Source organism: Erwinia artemisiae (genome assembly GCF_051400835.1).
GTDB lineage: Bacteria > Pseudomonadota > Gammaproteobacteria > Enterobacterales > Enterobacteriaceae > Erwinia > Erwinia aeris.
The window spans coordinates 107904-129903 of sequence record NZ_JBLFFM010000011.1; the positions used below are offsets into that span (position 1 = coordinate 107904).

A 22000-nucleotide genomic window follows, 5' to 3' on the forward strand; every position below is an offset into this window, starting at 1 on the left:
AATGCCGGAAAGCGACCAGTTTACTGGCTGTCTGCACGCGGAGAATTAATCCACGTCAGGAATTGGGCGGGAAAGCAGAGGCGGCGGACAAAGAAAAACCCCGCGCGTAAGCGACGGGGTTTAAAAAGGCGCGAGCGTGGAAGATTACAGAATAAAGCGGCTGAGATCTTCGTCCGCTACCAGCTCGTCCAGATGTTTACCAACGTAATCGGCATCGATGGTGATCGACTCGCCGTTGCGGTCGCTGGCGTCGTAGGAAATCTCTTCCATCAGGCGCTCCAGCACGGTATGCAGACGACGCGCGCCGATGTTCTCAGCGGTTTCGTTCACCTGCCAGGCTGCGGCAGCGATGCGGCTGATGCCGTCTTCCGTAAAGTGGATATCCACGCCTTCGGTCTTCATCAGCGCCTTGTACTGCACGGTGACGGACGCGCTTGGCTCGGTCAGGATGCGCTCAAAGTCGTGCGTGGTCAGCGCCTGTAGCTCAACGCGGATCGGCAGACGACCCTGCAGTTCCGGGATCAGATCGGAAGGGCTGGCGACCTGGAACGCGCCGGAAGCGATAAACAGAATGTGGTCGGTTTTCACCATACCGTGCTTGGTGGAAACGGTGCAGCCTTCCACCAGCGGCAGCAGGTCGCGCTGTACGCCTTCGCGGGAAACGTCCGGGCCGGAGCTTTCGCCACGCTTACAGACCTTGTCGATTTCGTCGATAAACACGATGCCGTGCTGCTCGACCGCGTCGATCGCTTCCTGCTTTAACTCTTCCGGATTGACCAGTTTGGCGGCTTCTTCCTCGATCAGCAGCTTCATCGCTTCTTTGATCGGCAGCTTACGCGGCTTCTGCTTCTGGCCGCCGATGTTCTGGAACATCGACTGCAGCTGGCTGGTCATCTCTTCCATACCCGGAGGCGCCATGATCTCGACACCCATTGGCGCGGCGGCCAGATCGATTTCGATCTCTTTATCGTCCAGCTGGCCTTCGCGCAGCTTTTTGCGGAAAGACTGGCGGGCAGCAGACGGCTCGGCAGCGGCTTCCGGCTGGCCCCAGTTGTTTTTCGCCGGTGGGATCAGCACGTCGAGAATGCGTTCTTCGGCCATCTCTTCGGCGCGATAGCGGTTTTTCTCAATCGCCTGCGAGCGCACCATTTTGATCGCGGAATCGGTCAGATCGCGGATGATAGAATCCACTTCTTTACCTACATAGCCCACTTCGGTGAACTTAGTCGCTTCCACCTTAATAAAAGGCGCATTCGCCAGCTTGGCCAGGCGACGGGCGATTTCGGTTTTACCTACGCCGGTCGGGCCAATCATCAGAATATTTTTAGGCGTCACTTCGTGGCGCAGCTCTTCGTCGAGCTGCATACGGCGCCAGCGGTTGCGCAGGGCGATGGCAACAGCGCGCTTGGCGCCGTCCTGGCCGATAATAAATCTGTCCAGTTCGCTGACGATTTCGCGCGGGGTCATTTCAGACATAATCAGGGTCCTTACGCTTTAGACGATAATTCTTCGATAGTAAGATTGTGGTTGGTATAGATGCAGATATCGCCTGCAATACCCAGCGCTTTTTCCACGATGTCGCGCGCGCCAATGTCGGTGTTTTCCAGCAGCGCACGAGCGGCAGCCTGTGCGTACGGGCCGCCAGAACCGATGGCGATCAGATCGTTTTCCGGCTGGATCACGTCGCCGTTGCCGGTGATGATCAGCGAGGCGTTTTCGTCAGCTACGGCCAGCAGGGCTTCCAGCTTGCGCAGCATCCGATCGGTACGCCAGTCTTTGGCCAGTTCGACCGCCGCCTTCACCAGATGGCCCTGATGCATCTCCAGCTTGCGTTCGAACAGCTCAAACAGCGTAAAGGCATCTGCTGTGCCACCGGCAAAACCAGCAATGACCTTGTCATTATAAAGACGACGCACTTTTTTGACGTTGCCTTTCATTACGGTGTTGCCGAGCGTAGCCTGGCCATCACCGCCAATTACTACCTGGCCGTTGCGTCGTACACTTACAATTGTTGTCACGGGCAGACCCCTTGTTACAGTCGAAAGATCTCCCCGCAGGCCTACTGCGGGGCAATGATGCGATCAGATATGGGGGGAATCTGGAAGGTTTCAACCCCCCAAAGAGACAGGAATACAATTTGAATGGCCGTTGCCGCGCAGGCGTTTCAGCGTGCTGTCGGCGGCGGTGCGGCTGTTGTAAGGGCCGACGATCACGCGATTCCAGCCGCCGCCGCTGGTGATTTTGCTTTCAAAGCCTTCAAACGCCAGCGAGGCGCGTACGGATTCCGCCTGGTCGCTGCCTTTGAACGAGCCGCACTGCACCATCCAGCGCTGCGTCTTCTCTTTTTCGACTTCTTTTGGCTTCTCGGTTTTCGGCTGCGGCTGGCGGACAGGCTCCTGAGCTACCGTCGGCTGCTGGCTGTGCTGCGGCAGCATGTGCTGCTGCTGTGCCGGCTGCTGACGCGATGGCTGTACCTGCGGCTGCGTTTGAACCTGACGCGGCTGGATCTGTGGCTGCGTCTGTACCTGACGAGAAGGCTGAGGTTCTGATGAATAGGCGTTCTGCGGCTGGCGCGACTGCTGTTGCAGCTGCGTCTGCTGCTGCTGGCGCTGTAGCGTTTGCTGGCGTTGGGCTGGCGTCTGCTCGTTCCACGGCACTTCGTTCAGCTGGGTAGGCTGCTGGCGCATATCGGCCTGCATCTGCTCCAGCAGCTGGCGCTGCTCGTCGGTCAGTTGCGTAGGCGAATGCACTTCACCGCCTGCCGAAGGCTCGACGGGCGTCGGCACGGTGATTTGACGGTTCTCCAGCTCTTTAATGTAGCGCCAGCGCTCTTCTGGCTTGGGCGGCAAACCGTTGCCGGCTGCTTTGTGATCCGGGATGACCGGCGCCTCTTCCTCTTTTTTATGATGGGCGATAAACCATAAGCCACCGACAAACGTCACCAGTACCGCGACGGCCAGACCTACCATGATCTTTGATACACCCGATCCGCTGCTGCGCTTTTTACTGCCGCCGCGGCCGTTGCTCTTTTTGCGACGCGTCCCTGTCGAACGCCCGCGGCCTACGTAATCTTTTTGTGCCACTATCGTTCCGCTAATAATCAATGAAGAGTAAGGTCGGGCCAGCGCGCTGGCCTGCAGCTCGCCATGTTACTCAAGGGCCGGAAGTTTGACCAGCAGGGATACGATTAAGAATCTGCTGAATCTCGGTTTTGTTGCCCAAAAGGAAAGATTTTGTTCGCGCTACGCTTTTTGCCGCAGCGCGGGCGCCGTGCTGCCGCGAATTTTTATTTCAAAATCCAGCAGCCGGGAACCGCTGTTTACCAGCTTGCCCTGTAGCTGTTCCAGCAGCAGATTCATCGCCTCGCGGCCGATGTTGAATCGCGGCTGGGCAATGGTAGTCAGCTGAGGATCGCTGTAGCGCGACAGTTCGACATCATCAAAACCAATCAGCGACAGATCTTTCGGCACGCGCAGCCCCATTATTTTCGCCTGCGCCATCGCGCCCAGCGCCATGATATCGCTGTGGCAGAACAGGGCGTCCGGCGGCTGCGGCAGCCGCATTAGCTGCTTCAGCGCGCGGCTGCCGGCGTCAAACGTGAAATCGCCGCGCACGATATAGCGCGGATCCAGCCTGATGCCGTTGCGTTGCAGCGCCTGAATATAGCCCTGCAGGCGATACTGACACAGCGGCATCTCCTGCGGCCCGGCGACGCAGGCGATACGCTCGTGGCCCAGCTTAAGCAGATGGTTCACCGCCTCGAACGCCGCCGTCAGGTTATCAATGTGCACGGTCGGCAGCGCCAGATCGGGCGCGAATTCATTGGCCATCACCATCGGCGGCAGGCTGCGCTGCTCTTCCGGCCCGGTTTCAAAAGGCACCTGCGACCCCAGCAGCACCATGCCGTCAATCTGTCGGGTCATCACCAGATTCAGGAAAGCGCTCTCCTGACGGTTTTGGTGCGCGCAGTCGCCAATCAGCACCAGATAGCCTTCTTCGGCCGCCACCGATTCCACCCCGCGAATAATTTCGCTGAAAAAGGGGTCGCAAATGTCGGGCACTATCACCAGGATTGTGCGGGACTCGCTGCGTCGCGGATGGCGCACCATGGCATGAGGCGAATAGCCAACGGCAATCACCGCCTCGTCGACTTTTTGGCGCGTGGCGGCAGAAACCTTTTCCGGACTCATCAGGGCGCGGGAAACGGTCGCCGTCGATACGCCCGCTTTTTCCGCCACGTCTTTCATCGTGGCGCCCACGGTTTCTGGCTTGTGCTCCAACGCTGTTCTCCTCATACCGGCCGGTTGACTGCCCGGCGTCGGCCGGAAATAAAAGGCTTTTTGTCAGCGTTATAGCCGACCCTCACCGTGAAATTAACCAATGCTAATCAATTGCGTTACTTAATTTGCATAAAAATAGTGACTTGTGCGACTTTTTTCGAGCCGGCTCGCAGCAAGAAGACGATATCGTCTGGCATTTCAGCTTTCGGTGGGATCCACATCCAGCGTCCATTTCACCTTGCGCGACTGCGGTAGCGTGCCCATCAGCGGCAGCGTAGCCTTAATCAGCCGCTGCAGCAGCGCGCGGGAAGGATGCTGGAGCAGCAGCTGCCAGCGGTAGCGCCCGCCTCGTTTAGGCTGAAGCGCCGGCACCGGGCCCATAACCCAGAACGCTTCATCCTTAAGCGGGCTGGCTTCCAGCAGATTGCGCAGCTGCTGTAAAAAGAGCGCGGACTGCTGGTTATCGTGATCCTCCGAGCGGAACAGCGCGTGGCTGGTGAACGGCGGCAGAAACACGGTTTTCCTTTCGACCAGCGCCTGCTGCGCAAAAGCGTCGTAGCCCTGATGCAGCAGCGTTTGCAGAAGGGGATGTTCAGGATGATGGGTTTGCAGCATCACTTCGCCCTGTTTCCCGGCACGTCCGGCACGCCCGGCCACCTGGGTATAAAGCTGGGCGAAGCGCTCGGCGGAGCGGAAGTCGGCGGAAAACAGCGCGCCGTCGACATCCAGCAGCGAAACCAGCGTCACGTCAGGAAAGTGGTGGCCTTTTGCCAGCATCTGCGTGCCCACCAGGATCCTGGCGCCGCCACGATGAACGTCGGCCAGATGTTGTTCAAGCGCGCCCTTGCGGCTGGTGGTGTCGCGGTCGATGCGGGACAGCGGCACGCCGGGAAACAGCTCGCCCAGGTTTTGCTCCAGCTGTTCGGTGCCCAGGCCGACCGGCACCAGATGCGTCGAGCCGCACTGGGGGCACTGGTGCGGAATAGGGCGCTGGCTGTCGCAGTGGTGGCAGCGCAGCTGGCGGTGGTGCTGATGCAGCGTGTAGTAGCGGTCGCAGCGCTGGCATTCGGCTATCCAGCCGCACTCGTGGCAGAGCATGGCCGGAGAAAAGCCGCGTCGGTTTAAAAACAGCAGCACCTGATTATCCGCCTGCAGATGCTGCCCTATCTTTTTGATCAGCATCGGCGACAGGCCGCCCTGAAGCTTCACGCCTTTCAGGTCGATCAGCTGCTGCGTCGCCTGACGCGCGTTGCCCGCACGCTTGCTGAGGTTCAGCTGACGATATTTGCCCATCTGCACGTTGTGCAGCGTCTCCAGCGCGGGCGTGGCGGTTCCCATTACAATCGGGATATCTTCCTGACGGGCGCGAAAAACAGCCAGATCGCGCGCCTGATAGCGCCAGCCTTCCTGCTGCTTGTAGGAGCTGTCGTGCTCTTCATCGATAATAATCACGCCCAGCTGCGCAAAAGGCGTGAACAGCGCCGAGCGGGTGCCGATAACGATGGCCGTTTCACCCTGACGGGCGCGCAGCCATACCGCCAGCCGCTCGCTGTCGTTCAGCGCGGAGTGCAGCACGTCTACCGGCGCGTCAAAGCGCTCGCGGAAGCGGGCGATGGTTTGTGGCGTCAGGCCGATTTCCGGCACCAGCACCAGCGCCTGCTTGCCGCTGGCCAGCACGTTCTCCAGCACGCTCAGGTAGACTTCGGTTTTGCCGGAGCCGGTGATGCCGGCCAGCAGCCAGGCAGCGAAATGGTCGTCTTCGGCCCGGATAGCGCCGACCGCCGTGGCCTGTTCGGTGTTCAGCCGCAGCCGTTCGCCTTTGACGGCGTAATGCGTTCGCCAGTCCTGCGGCGCGCGCTGCTGCGTCTGGAGATCGCATAATCCTTTGGCGCGCAGGGCCTGAAGCGTCGCATCGGTAATGTCGTGCTGGCCGATTTCATGGCGATAGAGATTACGCTGGCGCAGCGCCGCCAGCGCCTGCTGCTGTTTCGGCGCGCGCTTCAGGCTTTCCGGGGCGGTTTCCCGACCGGTTTCCGTGATAAACCACTGCCAGAGCGGCGCTTCCCGCGCGGGTTTCCCCTGGCGCAGCAGCACGGGCATGGCGTGAAACAGCACTTCGCCCAGCGGATAGTGATAATAGTCCGCCGCCCACAGCAGAATGCGCCACAGCGAAGCGGGATACAGCGACTCGTCGTCCAGCACTTCATAAACGGGCTTCAGCTGATCGAGGGGAAAGTCGCTGGTATCCGCAAGCCCCACCACCACGCCGACCGCTTTGCGCTTGCCAAACGGCACGCTGACGCGCGCGCCCGGCACCGCCGCAGGCAGATGCGCAGGCAGCAGATAGTCAAAGTTGCGGGCAAGCGGAACGGGCAGAGCGACCTGAACGACGGGCATGAATTTATCCGGATGAAATTATGAGCGGGATAGTGTACACTGTGTCTTCCTGAATGTGCGGATTCGATTGCAGCGAGCGGTTATTTTCTGTATAGTTCGCCGCCGTTGGTACGGCATTTTGGTATCAAATCACCTGAATTATTAATCTTCGTGTGGTGCCGGTGCAGGGTTTTCCTGGCACGGGAGAGCGACACGGCCTTAACTGAGGTTTTCCCATGAAAAAAGGTATTCACCCAAATTACGCTGAAGTTACTGCTAAATGTTCTTGCGGTAACGAAATCAAAACCCGCTCAACCGTGGGTCACGACCTGAACCTGGACGTGTGCGGCAAATGCCACCCGTTCTACACCGGCAAGCAGCGTGACGTTGCCAGCGGTGGTCGTGTTGACCGCTTCAACAAGCGTTTCAGCATCCCAGGCAGCAAATAAGTCGCCTGCACGAAGCGGATACCGTTTCGGATGCAATAAAAAACCCAGCTTCGGCTGGGTTTTTTTATATCTGCGAAAAAGCGCTCAATATTCCCAGGTATCGGGATCGACGCCCATTTCCCGCATGATCGCTTTGGCGGCTTCCGGGATTTCGTCGCTGCGCTCTTTACGCAGATCGACATCATCCGGCAGAGGCTGGCCGGTAAAAGCGTGCAGAAACGCTTCACACAGCAGCTCGCTGTTGGTGGCGTGACGCAGGTTGTTAACCTGACGACGGGTACGCTCGTCGGTCAGAATTTTTAAAACTTTTAACGGGATGGATACCGTAATTTTTTTTACCTGCTCGCTCTTTTTACCGTGCTCAGCGTAAGGGCTGATATATTCGCCATTCCATTCAGCCATGGGTTACCTTAGTCATCATTAATATTTACTGTGCCGAAATTCAGCTAATTATGCCCGAAGTTGGGCGACGCCACACCGTATTGCGCCCACTTTTTCCAGGGAGCAAAAAGGTAATATTACCGGTTATTGACAGATTGCTCAATCTATACGCAAAGACATTTAGAAGTCCAGATGTATTGACGTCTATCTGTTCCCTGTTATGCTGATGGCTCTTCTTTCTTTCTCCTGCAGGAATTTATGCACCATGACGCGTAAACAGGCAACCATCGCGGTACGCAGCGGCTTGAATGATGACGAACAGTATGGCTGCGTTGTCCCGCCAATCCACCTCTCCAGCACCTATAACTTTACCGATTTCAACGAGCCTCGGGCGCATGACTACTCACGCCGCGGTAACCCTACCCGCGATGTTGTCCAGCGCGCGCTGGCCGAGCTGGAAGGCGGCGCCGGTGCGGTGATGACCAATACCGGCATGTCGGCGATCCACCTGGTTTGTACCGTCTTCCTGAAGCCCGGCGATCTGCTGGTGGCGCCGCACGACTGCTATGGCGGCAGCTATCGCCTGTTTGACAGCCTGAGCAAGCGCGGCGCGTATCGCGTGAAGTTTGTCGATCAGGGCAACGAAGCGGCGCTGCACGCTGCGCTGGCGGAAAAACCGAAGCTGGTGCTGGTAGAAAGCCCGAGCAACCCGCTGCTGCGCGTGGTGGATATTGAGGCTATCTGTAAGGCGGCGGCAGAAGCGGGCGCGGTTAGCGTGGTGGATAACACCTTCCTTAGCCCGGCGTTGCAAAACCCGCTGGCGCTGGGCGCCGATCTGGTGATCCATTCCTGCACGAAATACCTTAACGGCCACTCCGACGTGGTGGCGGGCGCGGTAATTGCCAAAGATCCCGAGCGGGTGAAAGAGCTGGCCTGGTGGGCGAATAATATCGGTGTAACCGGCGCGGCTTTCGACAGCTATTTACTGCTGCGCGGCCTGCGCACGCTGGCGCCACGTATGGCGGCCGCACAGCGCAACGCGCTCGCTATCGTGGATTATCTGAAACAGCAGCCGCTGGTTAAAAAGCTGTATCATCCTTCACTGCCGGAAAACGCGGGCCATCAGATTGCCGCCCGCCAGCAGAAAGGCTTCGGCGCGATGCTCAGCTTTGAGCTGAACGGCGACGAGCAGACGCTGCGTCGTTTCCTGAAGGCGCTGGAACTGTTCACGCTGGCCGAATCGCTGGGCGGCGTGGAAAGCCTGATCTCCCATACTGCTACCATGACCCATGCGGGCATGTCGGCAGAGGCGCGCGCGGCGGCAGGTATTTCGGAAACGCTGCTGCGGGTTTCCGTAGGGATTGAAGATCACGAAGATTTAATTGCCGATCTGGATAATGCATTCCGGATAGCGGCTAAGAGGTAAGCATGAGTCATTCAGCAGTGGCAGCAGGCGCGCGTCAGCTGCATAAATTCGGGGGCAGCAGCCTTGCCGACGCCAAATGTTACCTGCGGGTAGCGGGGATCATGGCGGAATACAGCCGTCCCGGCGACGTGATGGTGGTGTCCGCCGCAGGCAGCACCACCAATCAGCTGATTAGCTGGCTGAAGCTGAGCCAGAGCGACCGCCTGTCGGCGCATCAGGTGCAGCAGGCGCTGCGACGCTACCAGAGTGAGTTAATCAGCAGCCTGCTTCCGGCACAGACGGCGGACGGGCTGATCGGCGAATTCATTCGCGATCTGGAAAAGCTGGCCGCTCTGCTGGATGGCAAAATAACCGAAGCCGCCTACGCGGAAGTGGTGGGACACGGTGAAATCTGGTCGGCACGGCTGATGGCGGCCGTGCTTCAGCAGCAGGATATGGCGGCGAGCTGGCTGGACGCGCGGGAATTTCTGCGCGCCGAGCGGGCCGCCCAGCCGCAGGTGGATGAAGGAAAATCCTGGCCGCTGCTGCAACAGCTGATTGCCCAGCATCCGGGCGAGCGGCTGGTGGTAACCGGCTTTATCAGCCGCAACGACGCGGGTGAAACCGTGCTGCTGGGCCGTAACGGCAGCGACTATTCCGCCACGCAGATCGGCGCGCTGGCCGGCGTGTCGCGCGTTACCATCTGGAGCGACGTAGCGGGCGTTTACAGTGCGGATCCGCGCAAGGTGAAAGACGCCTGCCTGCTGCCGCTGCTGCGGCTGGATGAGGCCAGCGAGCTGGCGCGCCTGGCCGCGCCGGTGCTGCATACCCGTACGCTACAGCCGGTTTCCGGCAGCGATATTGACCTGCAGCTGCGCTGTAGCTACCAGCCGGAACAGGGCTCGACCCGCATTGAGCGCGTGCTGGCTTCCGGCACGGGCGCGCGGATTGTCACCAGCCACGACGACGTCTGCCTGATTGAGTTCCAGGTGCCGCCGCAGCACGATTTCGCCACGGCGCAGAAAGAGATTGAACGACTGCTTCAGCGCGCGCAGCTGCGTCCGCTGGCGACCGGCGTTCATCCCGATCGCCACCTTTTACAGCTTTGTTATACCTCGGAAGTGGTGAACAGCGCGCTGACGCTGCTGCAGGACGCGGGCATTCCCGGACGCCTACAGCTGCGGGAAGACATGGCGCTGGTCGCGCTGGTGGGCGCAGGCGTCTGCCGCAATCCGCTGCACAGCCACCGTTTCTGGCAGCAGCTGAAGGATCAGCCGGTTGAATTTATCTGGCAGTCGGAAGAGGGCATCAGCCTGGTCGCCGTGCTGCGCGTCGGGCCGACTGAACATCTGATCCGCGGTCTGCACCAGTCGCTGTTCCGCGCGGAAAAACAGGTCGGCCTGATGCTGTTCGGCAAGGGCAATATCGGCTCCCGCTGGCTGGAACTTTTCGCGCGCGAGCAGGAAACGCTATCGGCGCGGACGGGATTTGAATATGTTTTAGCCGGCGTGGTCGACAGTCGTCGCAGCCTGCTGAACTACGAAGGGCTGGACGCCAGCCGCGCGCTGGCCTTCTTTGATGACGAGGCGGTGGAGCGGGACGAGGAGTCGCTGTTCCTGTGGATGCGCGCGCACCCGTTCGACGACCTGGTGGTGCTGGACGTGACCGCCAGCGAGCAGCTCGCCGATCAGTATCTGGATTTCGCCAGCCACGGTTTTCACGTGATTGGCGCGAACAAAGTGGCCGGGGCGTCAAGCAGCGACCGCTATCGTCAGATCCGTGACGCCTTCGCTAAAACCGGCCGCCACTGGCTTTACAACGCCACCGTCGGTGCCGGGCTGCCGGTTAACCACACCGTGCGCGATCTGCGTGAAAGCGGCGACAGCATTATCGCCATCAGCGGCATCTTCTCCGGCACGCTTTCCTGGCTCTTTTTGCAGTATGACGGCACCGTGCCGTTTACCGAGCTGGTGGATCAGGCATGGCAGCAGGGGCTGACCGAACCGGATCCGCGCGTCGATCTTTCCGGTCAGGACGTGATGCGCAAGCTGGTGATCCTGGCGCGCGAGGCGGGCTACGATATCGAACCGGATCAGGTGCGCGTGGAGTCGCTGGTGCCGAAAAGCTGCGAAAGCGAGTCGGTCGATCACTTCTTTGAGAACGGCGAGGCGCTGAACGAGCAGATGCAGCAGCGCTTTGAGGCCGCACAGGAGATGGGGCTGGTGCTGCGTTACGTGGCCCGCTTTGACGCCAACGGCAAGGCGCGCGTCGGCGTCGAGGCGGTCAGGGACGATCATCCGCTGGCGGCGCTGCTGCCTTGCGATAACGTCTTTGCCATTGAAAGCCGTTGGTATCGCGATAATCCGCTGGTGATCCGCGGGCCGGGCGCAGGTCGCGACGTAACGGCAGGCGCAATCCAGTCCGACATCAACCGGCTGGCGCAGCTGCTGTAGTTTCTTTCGGGGCCGTAAAACGCGGCCCCGGCTTAAATGATAGCGCGTCATTTTTCTGTGCATTCAGCCCGATCGCGGCGGCCCTTTGATTTTCCTCACTTCTTTTTCCTGCATGAATTTCATTCAACTTTGTTGAGAATTTGTCACGCTGCGGCATCATTTATCTGTTGACGTAAAACCGCCGATCCGTCATTTTGAATGTCTGGACGTCTAAACGTATAGAAGTTCAAGGTGGGCCGTTTTCTTCCGCGATCGATGAGGTAAGCCATGAGTTTTTTCCACGCCAACCAGCGCGAAGCACTGAACCAGAGTCTGGCCGAACTGAACGGGCAGATTAACGTCTCGTTTGAGTTCTTTCCGCCGCGCAGCAGCGAAATGGAACAGACTTTGTGGCGCTCTATCGATCGTCTCGGCAGCCTGAAGCCGAAATTTGTTTCGGTTACTTACGGCGCGAACTCCGGCGAGCGTGACCGTACCCACAGCATCATCAAAGGTATTAAGGATCGCACCGGGCTGGAAGCCGCGCCGCATTTAACCTGCATTGACGCCAGCCGCAGCGAGCTGCGCGCTATCGCTCAGGATTACTGGGACAGCGGCATTCGGCATATCGTGGCGCTGCGCGGGGATTTACCGCCGGGCGGCGGCAAGCCGGAAATGTACGGCGCGGATCTGGTGGCGCTGTTAAAGGAAGTGGGCGATTTTGATATCTCCGTTGCCGCCTATCCCGAGGTGCATCCGGAAGCCAAAAGCGCGCAGGCGGATTTGATCAACCTGAAGCGCAAAATTGATGCGGGCGCAAACCGGGCTATCACCCAGTTCTTTTTCGATGTGGAAAGCTATCTGCGCTTTCGCGACCGCTGCGTAACCGCCGGGATCGACGTGGAAATCGTGCCCGGCATTCTGCCGGTTTCCAACTTCAAACAGCTGCAGCGTTTTGCCACGCTGACCAACGTGCGCGTGCCGGGCTGGATGACCAGCATGTTCGCCGGGCTGGATGACGACCCGGAAACCCGCAAAATGGTGGGCGCCAACGTGGCGATGGATATGGTAAAAATCCTCAGCCGCGAAGGCGTGAAAGATTTCCATTTCTATACGCTGAACCGTGCGGAGATGAGCTACGCCATTTGCCACACGCTGGGCGTGCGCCCGGCGGTTGCCGTGCCGGCCTGATAAGTAAAAGCCAGCTGCGGCTTCGTTTACGCGAGGCGGCATTTTTTTTATGATACCTGTTTTCCAGGGCAGGAATCATGAAGAACCCATGCAAAACATTATCAGGGAAATAAAGCGGCTGGGGATAAAAGGCTGTTTACTGATGGCCTTTTTTACCGTTGTGCCTTTGGTGGCGATGGCGTACTGGTCTGCTCTTTCGCGCAACGTCTATCTGGCCGATCCAGATAGCGTTTTCTGGATAGCTGGCGAAGTCGGCGTAGGCGCCGCCTTAGTCATTACCTTAGTGGCCGTCATCTTTTTTCACCATCGCCTGACGCTGCGGCAGCTCCCTAAACTTTTTATCTGTAGCGCTTTTATGATCGGCGTGTTCTCGTTGCAGCTGCCCTCCGCTCTGGTTCGCTATCTTCCCCATCAAAGCAGTCAATATCTGACGGAGTATGACGTCTCTTTTCCCGGCCCGAGCCGGGGAAAATCGGGCCGTTGCGAAATGGGGCTGTGGCTTAAGGATCGTCACCTTAACCGCTGGATACAGTTTTGCAGCAGCAGGGCCTGGCTGGCTGAACATTGCGAAAGAGGCATGGACAGAATGGAAGTGGTGGAAGAGGTCAATAAGTATGGCGTCAGGGTCGTCAACTTCTGGTGCGCGTGGTCGCCCATTAAACCATAAGGGCGTTCATATCCGGCAGATATGAACGCCCTGTACCGTTAGCCCGTATTACGCATGCCCGCCGCGACGCCGGCTATTGTCACCATCAGCGCCTGCTCAACGCGCGGATCCGGCTCTTCACCATTGGTTTCCTGTAGGCGGGAGCGGTGCAGCAGCTCGGCCTGCAGTACGTTCAGCGGATCGGTATAAACGTTACGCAGCGCGATGGATTCGGCAATCCACGGCTGGTCGGCCATCAAATGCGCATCGTTGGCGATGGTCAGCACCGCTTTGATATCGGAATCCAGCTGGTCGCGCAGCTGCCTGCCCAGCGGCCACAGCGTCTGGTCCACCAGCCGCTGATCGTAATATTCCGCCAGCCAGAGATCGGCTTTGGAAAATACCATTTCCAGCATCCCCAGACGGGTGGAGAAGAACGGCCAGTTGCGGCACATCGCCTCCAGCTGATCCTGATGACCCGCCTGCATCGCTTTTTGCAGCGCCGCGCCCGCGCCCAGCCAGGCAGGCAGCATCAGGCGGTTCTGCGTCCAGGCGAAGATCCACGGTATCGCGCGCAGCGACTCGACGCCGCCGCTGGGGCGCCGCTTGGCCGGACGGGAGCCCAGCGGCAGTTTGCCCAGCTCCTGTTCCGGCGTGGCCGACCGGAAATAGGGCACGAAGTCGGCGTTTTCACGCACGTAGCCGCGATACATCTCGCAGGAGTCGGCGGAAAGCTGATCCATAATGCCGCACCAGGCCGCTTCCGGTTCCGGCGGCGGCAGCAGGTTGGCTTCAAGGATGGCGCCGGTGTAAAGCGTCAGGCTGCTGATGGTGACTTCCGGCAGGCCGTATTTAAAGCGGATCATTTCGCCCTGCTCGGTCACGCGCAGGCCGCCTTTCAGGCTGCCCGGCGGCTGGGAAAGCAGCGCCGCGTGGGCCGGCGCGCCGCCACGGCCGATGGTGCCGCCGCGTCCGTGGAACAGCGTCAGCGCGATACCGGCTTTTTCGCAGGTTTTAATCAGCGCATCCTGGGCCTGATACTGGGCCCAGCTGGCGGCCATCACGCCCGCGTCTTTTGCCGAATCGGAGTAGCCAATCATCACCATCTGCTTGCCCTGGATAAAGCCGCGATACCAGCCGATATCCAGCAGCTGACGCATCACGTCGTTGGCGTTGTTCAGGTCGTCCAGGGTTTCAAACAGCGGCGCCACCGGCATGGCGAAAGGAATGCCCGCCTCTTTAAGCAGCAGATGCACCGCCAGCACGTCGGAAGGCGTTTTCGCCATTGAGATCACGTAAGCGGCAATGGAACCTTTCGGCACTTCCGCCGCCACGCGGCAGGTATCCAGCACCTCCTGCGTCTCGGCGCTCGGCTCCCACTGACGCGGCAGCAGCGGGCGTTTGGAACTCAGCTCGCTGATCAGAAACGCCTGTTTATCGGCTTCCGACCAGCTGGCGTAGTCGCCCAGGCCTAAATAGCGGGTGACTTCTGCAATAGCGTCGGTGTGGCGCGTGCTCTCCTGACGCAGATCGATGCGCACCAACGGCACGCCGAAGCACTTGATGCGGCGCAGCGTGTCCAGCAGCTGGCCGTTGGCGATAATCCCCATACCGCAGGCCTGCAACGACTGGTAGCAGGCGTAGAGCGGATCCCAAAGCTGTTCGTTGGCAATCAGCAGGTTATCGGGACGCGCAGGCCGCTCGCCCTTCAGGCGGCGCTCCAGATACGCCTGGGTCGCCAGCAGCTGGGCGCGCAGGTTTTTCATGATTTCGCGGTAAGGCTCCAGCGCCTCCGGGTTGCCGCACAGCTCGCGGACTTCCGGCGTACACTCCGACATCGACAGCTCGGAAACCAGCACGGCGATATCGCGCAGGAACAAATCGGTGGCTTTCCAGCGGCTTAGCTGCAGCACGTGGCGGGTGATTTTAGCCGTCACGTTCGGGTTGCCGTCGCGGTCGCCGCCCATCCAGGAGGTAAAGGTCACCGGCACAAAATCTACCGGCAGCTTAACGCCAAACGACGCCTCTACCTGCTCGTACAGCTCGCGCAGAAAGGCCGGGACGCCTTCCCACAGGCTGTTTTCCACCACCGCGAAGCCCCACTTGGCTTCATCGACCGGCGTCGGGCGATATTTACGGATTTCATCGGTATGCCAGGCCTGCGCAACCAGCTGGCGCAAACGACGCATAATCTGCGATCGGTCGTAGTCGGAAAGATCGTTGTGATCCAGCTGTTTCAGACAGCTGTTGACCTCGACCAGCTTGTGGATCAGCGTGCGGCGGGTGATCTCCGTCGGGTGTGCGGTCAGCACCAGCTCCAGAGAAAGCGATTCGATAGCCTCGCGAATTTTGGCTTCCGTCAGGTTGGGCTGCTGCTTCAGGCGCTCGAAGGTTTTCGCCAGCAGCTCCTGGTGATTGGCGCCTTCGCCCTTGGGCGATATGGTGTGGTACTGCTCGGCGACGTTGGTCAGGTTCAGAAACTGGCTGAAGGCGCGCGCCACCGGCAGCAGTTCGTCATTGGATAAATTTTGCAGCGTGGTAAGCAGCTCTTTACGGTGGGCGTCGTTTCCCGCGCGGGAAGACTTGGAGAGCTTACGGATGGTTTCCACCCGATCCAGGATGTTCTCGCCAAGCGCATCCTTAATCGTATCCCCGAGCAGTTTGCCGAGCATACTGACATTACTTCGCATTGCGGAATATTGTTCGTTCATATGACCCCTGACCGTTATTTTTATCACTCTCTACCGTCGCCGGTATAACATTGCCTTTTATCTAGCCACGTTCCCGTCCATCCGTCAATTGACTTAAACGTGTGCGAACCTGTCGCTAACTTGCGGTAATTTAAGAAATTTAACAGCGACGCAGCGAGATAAGTTATTCTTATCGAGAAACAAATGATAAAGCCGGGGTAAAAGGCCGTTTTACTGGCTAAATGCCCCGCTTTTCACTCAGTGATTGCAAAAATGCTGTACGACCTGCGTAATCAATTCGCGGGTAGGTTTAATAAAAGCGGTATCAAGATATTCATCCGGCTGGTGCGCCTGGTTAATCGAACCTGGCCCTAACACCAGCGTCGGGCACAGTTCCTGAATAAACGGCGCTTCGGTGCAGTAGTTCACGATGCTGGTTTCCGTGCCCAACAGCTTTTCCACCACTTTGACCAGCCGATGATCGGCCGGACATTCATAGCCGGGGATCGGCGGATGCAGCTGGCTGACGTTGACGCGGCCCGGCCAGCGTTCGCTGACGGGCGCCAGCGCCTCGTTAATCAAGCCTTCCAGCTCGTTCAGCGTCAGGCCCGGCAGCGGCCGCAGATCCATATGCAGATCGCAGCAGGCGCAAATGCGATTTGCCGCATCGCCGCCGCTGATATGGCCAAAGTTCATGGTGGGATAAGGAATGGCAAAACCGTCGTGACGATAGCGCGTTTTCAGCGTGTCGCGCAGCGCCATCAGCTGCGTGATGGACTCATGCATCAGCTCAATGGCGTTGACCCCGCGTGAAGGATCGCTGGAATGGCCCGACTGGCCTTCAATGCGGATCACGTTCGACATATGGCCTTTGTGCGCCCGTACCGGCTGTAGCGAGGTAGGCTCGCCGATAATGGCGCAGTCGGGCCGCACTGTGGCGTTTTCAGAGAAATATTTCGCGCCCGCCATCGTGGTTTCTTCATCGGCGGTCGCCAGCACGTAGAGCGGTTTCGCCAGCTTTTTCACGTCAACATCGCGCAGCGCATCAAGGATAAAGGCGAAGAAGCCTTTCATATCGGCGGTGCCCAGGCCATACAGCTTGTTATCGTGTTCGGTTAACGCAAAGGGATCGCGCGTCCAGCGACCATCGTCGAACGGCACGGTGTCGCTGTGACCAGCCAACAACAGGCCGCCAGCGCCGCTGCCGGTACGGGCCAGCATATTAAATTTATGGCGCGTGCCGGGAACCGGCTGCACTTCCACCTCAAAGCCAATATCGCGGAACCAGCCTGCCAGCAAACTGATTAAAGCTTCATTACTCTGATCCATCGCGCTGTCGGTGGCGCTGATGGACGGCGTGGCGATCAACTCACGGTAAAGCTCAATAAAAGGCGGTAATTTTGTCTTCACTGTTGACAGTCCTTGCGTTAGGATAGTATCAATATTCATGCATTAATAGTGAATAAAAATACATTAATGGCGTGGGGATGGAAACCAGATTTCCTGCATAACCGGCGCTAACCGCGTGGGAATACGGCGTGAAGCCGTCACCCGAAACCCGAGACCGTTATAAGGTGTCCGATGTTAAATACGCTGATTGTTGGTGCCAGTGGCTATGCTGGCGTAGAGCTTGCGACCTACCTGAACCGTCACCCTCAGGTGAACATAACCGCTTTAGCGGTATCAGCGCAAAGCCCTGACGCCGGAAAATTGCTTTCCGATCTGCATCCGCAGCTGAAAGGCATCCTGGACATGCCGCTGCAGCCGCTGACAAGCGCGGCAGAGTTCGCCGACAAAGTGGACGTGGTGTTTCTGGCGACGGCGCACGAAGTCAGTCATGACCTGGCGCCTGAATTCCTGGCCGCCGGCTGCGTGGTGTTCGATCTGTCAGCCGCGTTCCGCGTCAACGAAGAGAGCTTCTTCACCGACTATTACGGCTTCCCGCATCAGCATAAAGCGTGGCTGGCAAAGGCCGTGTATGGCCTGGCCGAATGGCAGCAGAGCCAGCTAAAAGAAGCGCAGCTGATTGCCGTGCCGGGCTGCTACCCGACCGCCGCGCAGCTGGCGCTGAAGCCGCTGATTGCGGCGGATCTGCTGAACGAAGCGCAGTGGCCGGTGATCAACGCCACCAGCGGCGTCAGCGGCGCAGGACGCAAAGCGTCCGTGACCACCAGTTTCTGCGAGGTCAGCCTGCAGCCTTATGGCATTTTCACCCATCGTCACCAGCCGGAAATCGCCGCGCATCTTGGCGTGCCGGTGATCTTCACGCCGCACCTGGGCAACTTCCCGCGCGGCATCCTGGCCACCACCACCTGTCGGCTGAAGGCGGGCGTAACGCGTGAAGACGTGGCGGAAGCGTTCCATAACGCCTATCACGATAAGCCGCTGGTGCGTGTCTATGATAAAGGCGTGCCGTCGATCAAAGGCGTGGTCGGCCTGCCGTTCTGCGATATCGGCTTTGCCGTGCAGGGCGAGCACGCGATTATCGTCTCGGCGGAAGATAATCTGCTGAAAGGCGCGTCGTCGCAGGCGGTGCAGTGTATGAATATTCGTTTCGGCTTCCCGGAAACGCAGTCGCTTATTTAATCAGTGAGAAAGCCCATGACCAATCCTTTAATTATTAAACTCGGCGGCGTGTTGCTGGATAGCGAAGAGGCGCTGGCGCGCCTGTTTGACGCACTGGTGGCGTACCGCGAAACCCATCAGCGCCCGCTGCTGATCGTTCACGGCGGCGGCTGCCTGGTCGACGAGCTGATGAAGAAGCTGGCGCTGCCGGTGAAAAAGAAAAACGGCCTGCGCGTCACGCCAGCCGATCAGATCGACATCATTACCGGCGCGCTGGCGGGCACCGCCAATAAAACGCTGCTGGCCTGGTCGAAAAAACACGGTATTGATGCCGTTGGCCTGTGCCTGGGCGACGGCGGCAGCGTCAACGTGGCGGCTTTTGATGAAGAGCTGGGCCACGTGGGCCAGGCGACGCCGGGCAATCCCAAACTCATTACTACGCTGCTGGAAGCAGGCTACCTGCCGGTGATCAGCTCTATCGGCATCACCGAAGACGGCAAGCTGATGAACGTCAACGCCGACCAGGCCGCCACCGCGCTGGCCTCGACGCTGGGCGCCGATCTGGTGCTGCTCTCCGACGTCAGCGGCATTCTGGACGGCAAAGGCCAGCGCATCGAAGAGATGACGACGGCGCTGGCGGAACAGCTGATCGCCCAGGGCATCATTACCGACGGCATGATTGTTAAAGTCAACGCCGCGCTGGATGCCGCCCGCACGCTGGGCCGCCCGGTCGATATCGCCAGCTGGCGTCATGCCGAACAGCTACCAACCCTATTTAACGGCGTGTCGATTGGCACCCGGATCCTCGCTTAACCGGTTCAAGGAAATGACAATGCAAGATAAAAGCATCAAAAAAATCGTTCTGGCTTACTCTGGCGGTCTGGATACCTCCGCGATTATTCCGTGGCTGAAAGAGAACTACGGCGGCTGTGAAGTGGTCGCTTTCGTGGCCGATATCGGCCAAGAGCGTGGCGATCTGGAAGGCGTTGAGCAGAAAGCGTTGCAGTCCGGCGCTTCCGAATGCCACGTAGTGGATCTGCGTGAAGAATTCATCAGCGATTACGTCTATCCCGTGCTGCAAACCGGCGCGCTGTATGAAGGTACTTATCTGCTGGGCACGTCGATGGCGCGTCCTATTATCGCCAAAGCGCAGGTTGAGCTGGCGCTGAAAGTCGGCGCGGATGCGCTGTGCCACGGCGCAACCGGTAAAGGCAACGACCAGGTGCGTTTCGAAACCACCTACACCGCGCTGGCCCCACAGCTGAAAGTGGTTGCGCCATGGCGCGAGTGGAACCTGCGTTCCCGTGAGGCGCTGCTCGACTATCTGAAAGAGCGCAACATCCCGACCACCGCGTCGCTGGAAAAAATCTACAGCCGTGATGAAAACGCCTGGCATATCTCTACCGAAGGCGGCGTGCTGGAAAGCCCGTGGAATGCGCCAAACAAAGACTGCTGGGTCTGGACTGTCGATCCGCTGGAAGCGCCGGACCAGCCTGAGCAGGTGACGGTATCCGTGGAGAAAGGCCGCGTGGTTGCCGTAAACGGCGAAGCGCTAAGCCCGTTCGGCTGCCTGGAAAAACTGAACGTTATCGGCGCGAAACACGGCTTGGGCCGTATCGATATCGTCGAAAACCGTCTGGTGGGCATCAAGTCTCGCGGCTGCTACGAAACCCCTGGCGGCACCATTATGGTCAACGCGCTGCGTGCGGTTGAGCAGCTGGTGCTGGATCGCGACAGCTTCAAATGGCGCGAACAGCTGGGCCACGAGATGTCCTACGTGGTTTACGACGGCCGCTGGTTCGCGCCGCTGCGTAAATCCATTCAGGCCGCTGCCGAATCGCTGGCGGAAGAAGTCAACGGCGAAGTGGTGCTGCAACTTTATAAAGGTCAGGTTACGGCGATCCAGAAGAAATCCGCCAACAGCCTCTATTCAGAAGAGTTTGCGACCTTCGGCGAAGATGAAGTGTACGACCATCGTCACGCGGGCGGCTTTATCCGTCTGTTCTCGCTCTCTTCACGCATTCGTGCGCTGAACGAGAAAAAGTAAGCCGGTATTTAGCCTGGCGAAATAAGGCGGCGCAGGCCGCCTTTTAAAGAAAACTCAACGAATTTAAGGGAGCACTGACATGGCACTTTGGGGTGGACGGTTTACTCAGGCAGCAGATCAACGTTTCAAACTGTTTAATGACTCGCTGCGCTTTGACTATCGTCTGGCAGAGCAGGACATTGTCGGGTCCGTAGCCTGGTCCAAAGCGCTGGTGACGGTCAATGTTCTGACTACAGAAGAGCAGCAGCAGCTGGAAACCGCGCTGAACGTGCTGCTTGAGGAAGTACGCGCTAATCCGCAGCAGATCCTGGAAAGCGATGCGGAAGATATTCACAGCTATGTTGAAGGCAGGCTGATTGAGAAAGTCGGCGCGCTCGGCAAAAAGTTGCATACCGGCCGCAGCCGTAACGATCAGGTCGCCACCGATCTGAAGCTCTGGTGCAAAGCGCAGATCGGCGAGCTGCTGATCGCCACGCGTCAGCTACAGCAGGCGCTGGTGGCCACGGCAGAAGCGAACCAGGACGCGGTCATGCCGGGCTACACCCATTTGCAGCGCGCGCAGCCGGTGACCTTTGCGCACTGGTGCCTGGCTTATGTCGAGATGCTGGCGCGGGATGAAAGCCGCCTGCAGGATACGCTGAAGCGTCTGGACGTCAGCCCGCTGGGCTGCGGCGCGCTGGCCGGCACGGCTTATGAAATCGACCGCGAGCAGCTGGCCGGCTGGCTGGGCTTTGCCTCCGCCACGCGCAACAGCCTGGACACCGTTTCCGACCGCGATCACGTGCTGGAGCTGCTTTCCGACGCCTCTATCGGCATGGTGCATCTTTCCCGCTTCGCCGAAGATCTGATTTTCTTCAATACCGGCGAGTCAGGCTTTGTCGAGCTGTCCGATAAGGTTACCTCCGGCTCTTCGCTGATGCCGCAGAAGAAAAACCCGGACGCGCTGGAGCTGATCCGCGGCAAGTGCGGCCGCGTGCAGGGCGCGCTGACCGGCATGATGATGACGCTGAAAGGCCTGCCGCTGGCCTACAACAAAGATATGCAGGAAGACAAAGAAGGCCTGTTCGACGCGCTGGACACCTGGTCCGACTGTCTGCATATGGCCGCGCTGGTGCTGGACGGCATTCAGGTGAAGCGTCCGCGCTGCCAGGAAGCGGCAGAGCAGGGCTACGCCAATGCGACCGAGCTGGCTGACTATCTGGTAGCTAAAGGCGTCCCGTTCCGCGAAGCGCATCATATCGTGGGCGAAGTCGTGGTGGCGGCAATTGGCAAAGGCTTGGCGCTGGAAGCGCTAAGGCTGGAAGAGCTGCAACAGTACAGCAAGGTGATTGGCGAAGACGTCTATCCAATCCTGTCGCTGCAATCCTGTCTGGACAAGCGTAATGCGAAGGGTGGCGTTTCGCCGCATCAGGTGTCGCTTGCGATTACCGACGCGAAAAATCGCCTGGCGTAAGCAAAAAAAAGGCGGGCATCAGGCCCGCCAACTAATTTCGACTTATATTTTTATTTTAGGCACATAAGAGGGCGGGCGATGGCTC

At 59.0% G+C, this 22000-nt stretch carries 17 protein-coding genes; 9 read left to right on the plus strand and 8 right to left on the minus strand.

Features of this window, described 5'->3' with window-relative positions; translation table 11 throughout:
• Positions 1 to 144: 144 nt before the first annotated feature.
• The 5 genes from hslU to priA form a co-directional block, all read right to left on the minus strand.
• Complete coding sequence (gene hslU, locus ACMGEE_RS19625; RefSeq protein WP_125290572.1) at positions 145 to 1476, minus strand: ATP-dependent protease ATPase subunit HslU; 1332 nt, start codon at positions 1474 to 1476, stop codon at positions 145 to 147.
• 11 nt (positions 1477 to 1487) lie between these two features.
• Positions 1488 to 2018 (minus strand): ATP-dependent protease subunit HslV, encoded by a 531-nt coding sequence (gene hslV / locus ACMGEE_RS19630; protein ID WP_012439891.1) that lies wholly within the window; start codon positions 2016 to 2018, stop codon positions 1488 to 1490.
• A gap of 90 nt (positions 2019 to 2108) precedes the next feature.
• Positions 2109 to 3083 carry a cell division protein FtsN gene (ftsN, locus tag ACMGEE_RS19635; RefSeq protein ID WP_301252492.1) on the minus strand — a complete coding sequence of 325 codons (975 nt, stop codon included), beginning with the start codon at positions 3081 to 3083 and terminating at the stop codon, positions 2109 to 2111.
• A gap of 159 nt (positions 3084 to 3242) precedes the next feature.
• Positions 3243 to 4280: a DNA-binding transcriptional regulator CytR gene (gene cytR, locus ACMGEE_RS19640; protein ID WP_436830526.1), complete on the minus strand. Its 1038-nt coding sequence runs from the start codon at positions 4278 to 4280 to the stop codon at positions 3243 to 3245.
• Positions 4281 to 4478: 198 nt separating this feature from the next.
• A complete protein-coding gene (priA, locus tag ACMGEE_RS19645; RefSeq protein WP_253457105.1) occupies positions 4479 to 6677 on the minus strand; it encodes a primosomal protein N' in 2199 nt (732 codons plus the stop codon).
• Positions 6678 to 6892: 215 nt separating this feature from the next.
• Between priA and rpmE the strand changes: the two genes are divergently transcribed.
• The gene (gene rpmE / locus ACMGEE_RS19650) at positions 6893 to 7105 is read left to right on the plus strand and encodes a 50S ribosomal protein L31 (RefSeq protein ID WP_024966154.1); all 213 of its coding nucleotides are present in this window, start codon (positions 6893 to 6895) and stop codon (positions 7103 to 7105) included.
• An 84-nt stretch (positions 7106 to 7189) separates the two neighbouring features.
• Here rpmE and metJ read toward each other — a convergent pair whose 3' ends face one another.
• Positions 7190 to 7507: a met regulon transcriptional regulator MetJ gene (gene metJ / locus ACMGEE_RS19655; protein ID WP_125290568.1), complete on the minus strand. Its 318-nt coding sequence runs from the start codon at positions 7505 to 7507 to the stop codon at positions 7190 to 7192.
• Between the two features lie 244 nt (positions 7508 to 7751).
• Here metJ and metB point away from each other — a divergent pair, with 244 nt between their 5' ends.
• The 4 genes from metB (at position 7752) to ACMGEE_RS19675 (ending at position 13181) form a co-directional block, all read left to right on the plus strand.
• Complete coding sequence (gene metB / locus ACMGEE_RS19660) at positions 7752 to 8912, plus strand: cystathionine gamma-synthase (RefSeq protein ID WP_301252494.1); 1161 nt, start codon at positions 7752 to 7754, stop codon at positions 8910 to 8912.
• A 2-nt stretch (positions 8913 to 8914) separates the two neighbouring features.
• Positions 8915 to 11344, plus strand: a complete 2430-nt coding sequence (locus ACMGEE_RS19665) for a bifunctional aspartate kinase/homoserine dehydrogenase II (protein ID WP_253457111.1) — start codon at positions 8915 to 8917, stop codon at positions 11342 to 11344.
• Positions 11345 to 11611: 267 nt separating this feature from the next.
• The gene (gene metF, locus ACMGEE_RS19670; RefSeq protein ID WP_253457115.1) at positions 11612 to 12514 is read left to right on the plus strand and encodes a methylenetetrahydrofolate reductase; all 903 of its coding nucleotides are present in this window, start codon (positions 11612 to 11614) and stop codon (positions 12512 to 12514) included.
• A gap of 88 nt (positions 12515 to 12602) precedes the next feature.
• Positions 12603 to 13181 (plus strand): hypothetical protein, encoded by a 579-nt coding sequence (locus ACMGEE_RS19675; RefSeq protein ID WP_253457119.1) that lies wholly within the window; start codon positions 12603 to 12605, stop codon positions 13179 to 13181.
• A 38-nt stretch (positions 13182 to 13219) separates the two neighbouring features.
• Here ACMGEE_RS19675 and ppc read toward each other — a convergent pair whose 3' ends face one another.
• On the minus strand, positions 13220 to 15871 hold the full coding sequence (gene ppc / locus ACMGEE_RS19680; RefSeq protein ID WP_301252495.1) for a phosphoenolpyruvate carboxylase: 2652 nt from the start codon (positions 15869 to 15871) through the stop codon (positions 13220 to 13222).
• 237 nt (positions 15872 to 16108) lie between these two features.
• Positions 16109 to 17260, minus strand: a complete 1152-nt coding sequence (gene argE, locus ACMGEE_RS19685; protein ID WP_253457124.1) for an acetylornithine deacetylase — start codon at positions 17258 to 17260, stop codon at positions 16109 to 16111.
• Positions 17261 to 17431: 171 nt separating this feature from the next.
• Between argE and argC the strand changes: the two genes are divergently transcribed.
• The 4 genes from argC to argH all read left to right on the plus strand — a co-directional run bounded on the left by argC (position 17432) and on the right by argH (position 21915).
• Positions 17432 to 18436: an N-acetyl-gamma-glutamyl-phosphate reductase gene (gene argC / locus ACMGEE_RS19690; RefSeq protein WP_253457127.1), complete on the plus strand. Its 1005-nt coding sequence runs from the start codon at positions 17432 to 17434 to the stop codon at positions 18434 to 18436.
• Between the two features lie 15 nt (positions 18437 to 18451).
• Positions 18452 to 19228 carry an acetylglutamate kinase gene (argB, locus tag ACMGEE_RS19695; RefSeq protein WP_253457130.1) on the plus strand — a complete coding sequence of 259 codons (777 nt, stop codon included), beginning with the start codon at positions 18452 to 18454 and terminating at the stop codon, positions 19226 to 19228.
• 19 nt (positions 19229 to 19247) lie between these two features.
• Entirely contained in the window at positions 19248 to 20462 is a 1215-nt protein-coding gene (locus ACMGEE_RS19700) for an argininosuccinate synthase (protein WP_436830527.1), read from the plus strand.
• Positions 20463 to 20541: 79 nt separating this feature from the next.
• Positions 20542 to 21915, plus strand: coding sequence for an argininosuccinate lyase (gene argH / locus ACMGEE_RS19705; RefSeq protein ID WP_436830528.1), 1374 nt, complete (start codon positions 20542 to 20544; stop codon positions 21913 to 21915).
• Positions 21916 to 22000 lie beyond the last annotated feature (85 nt).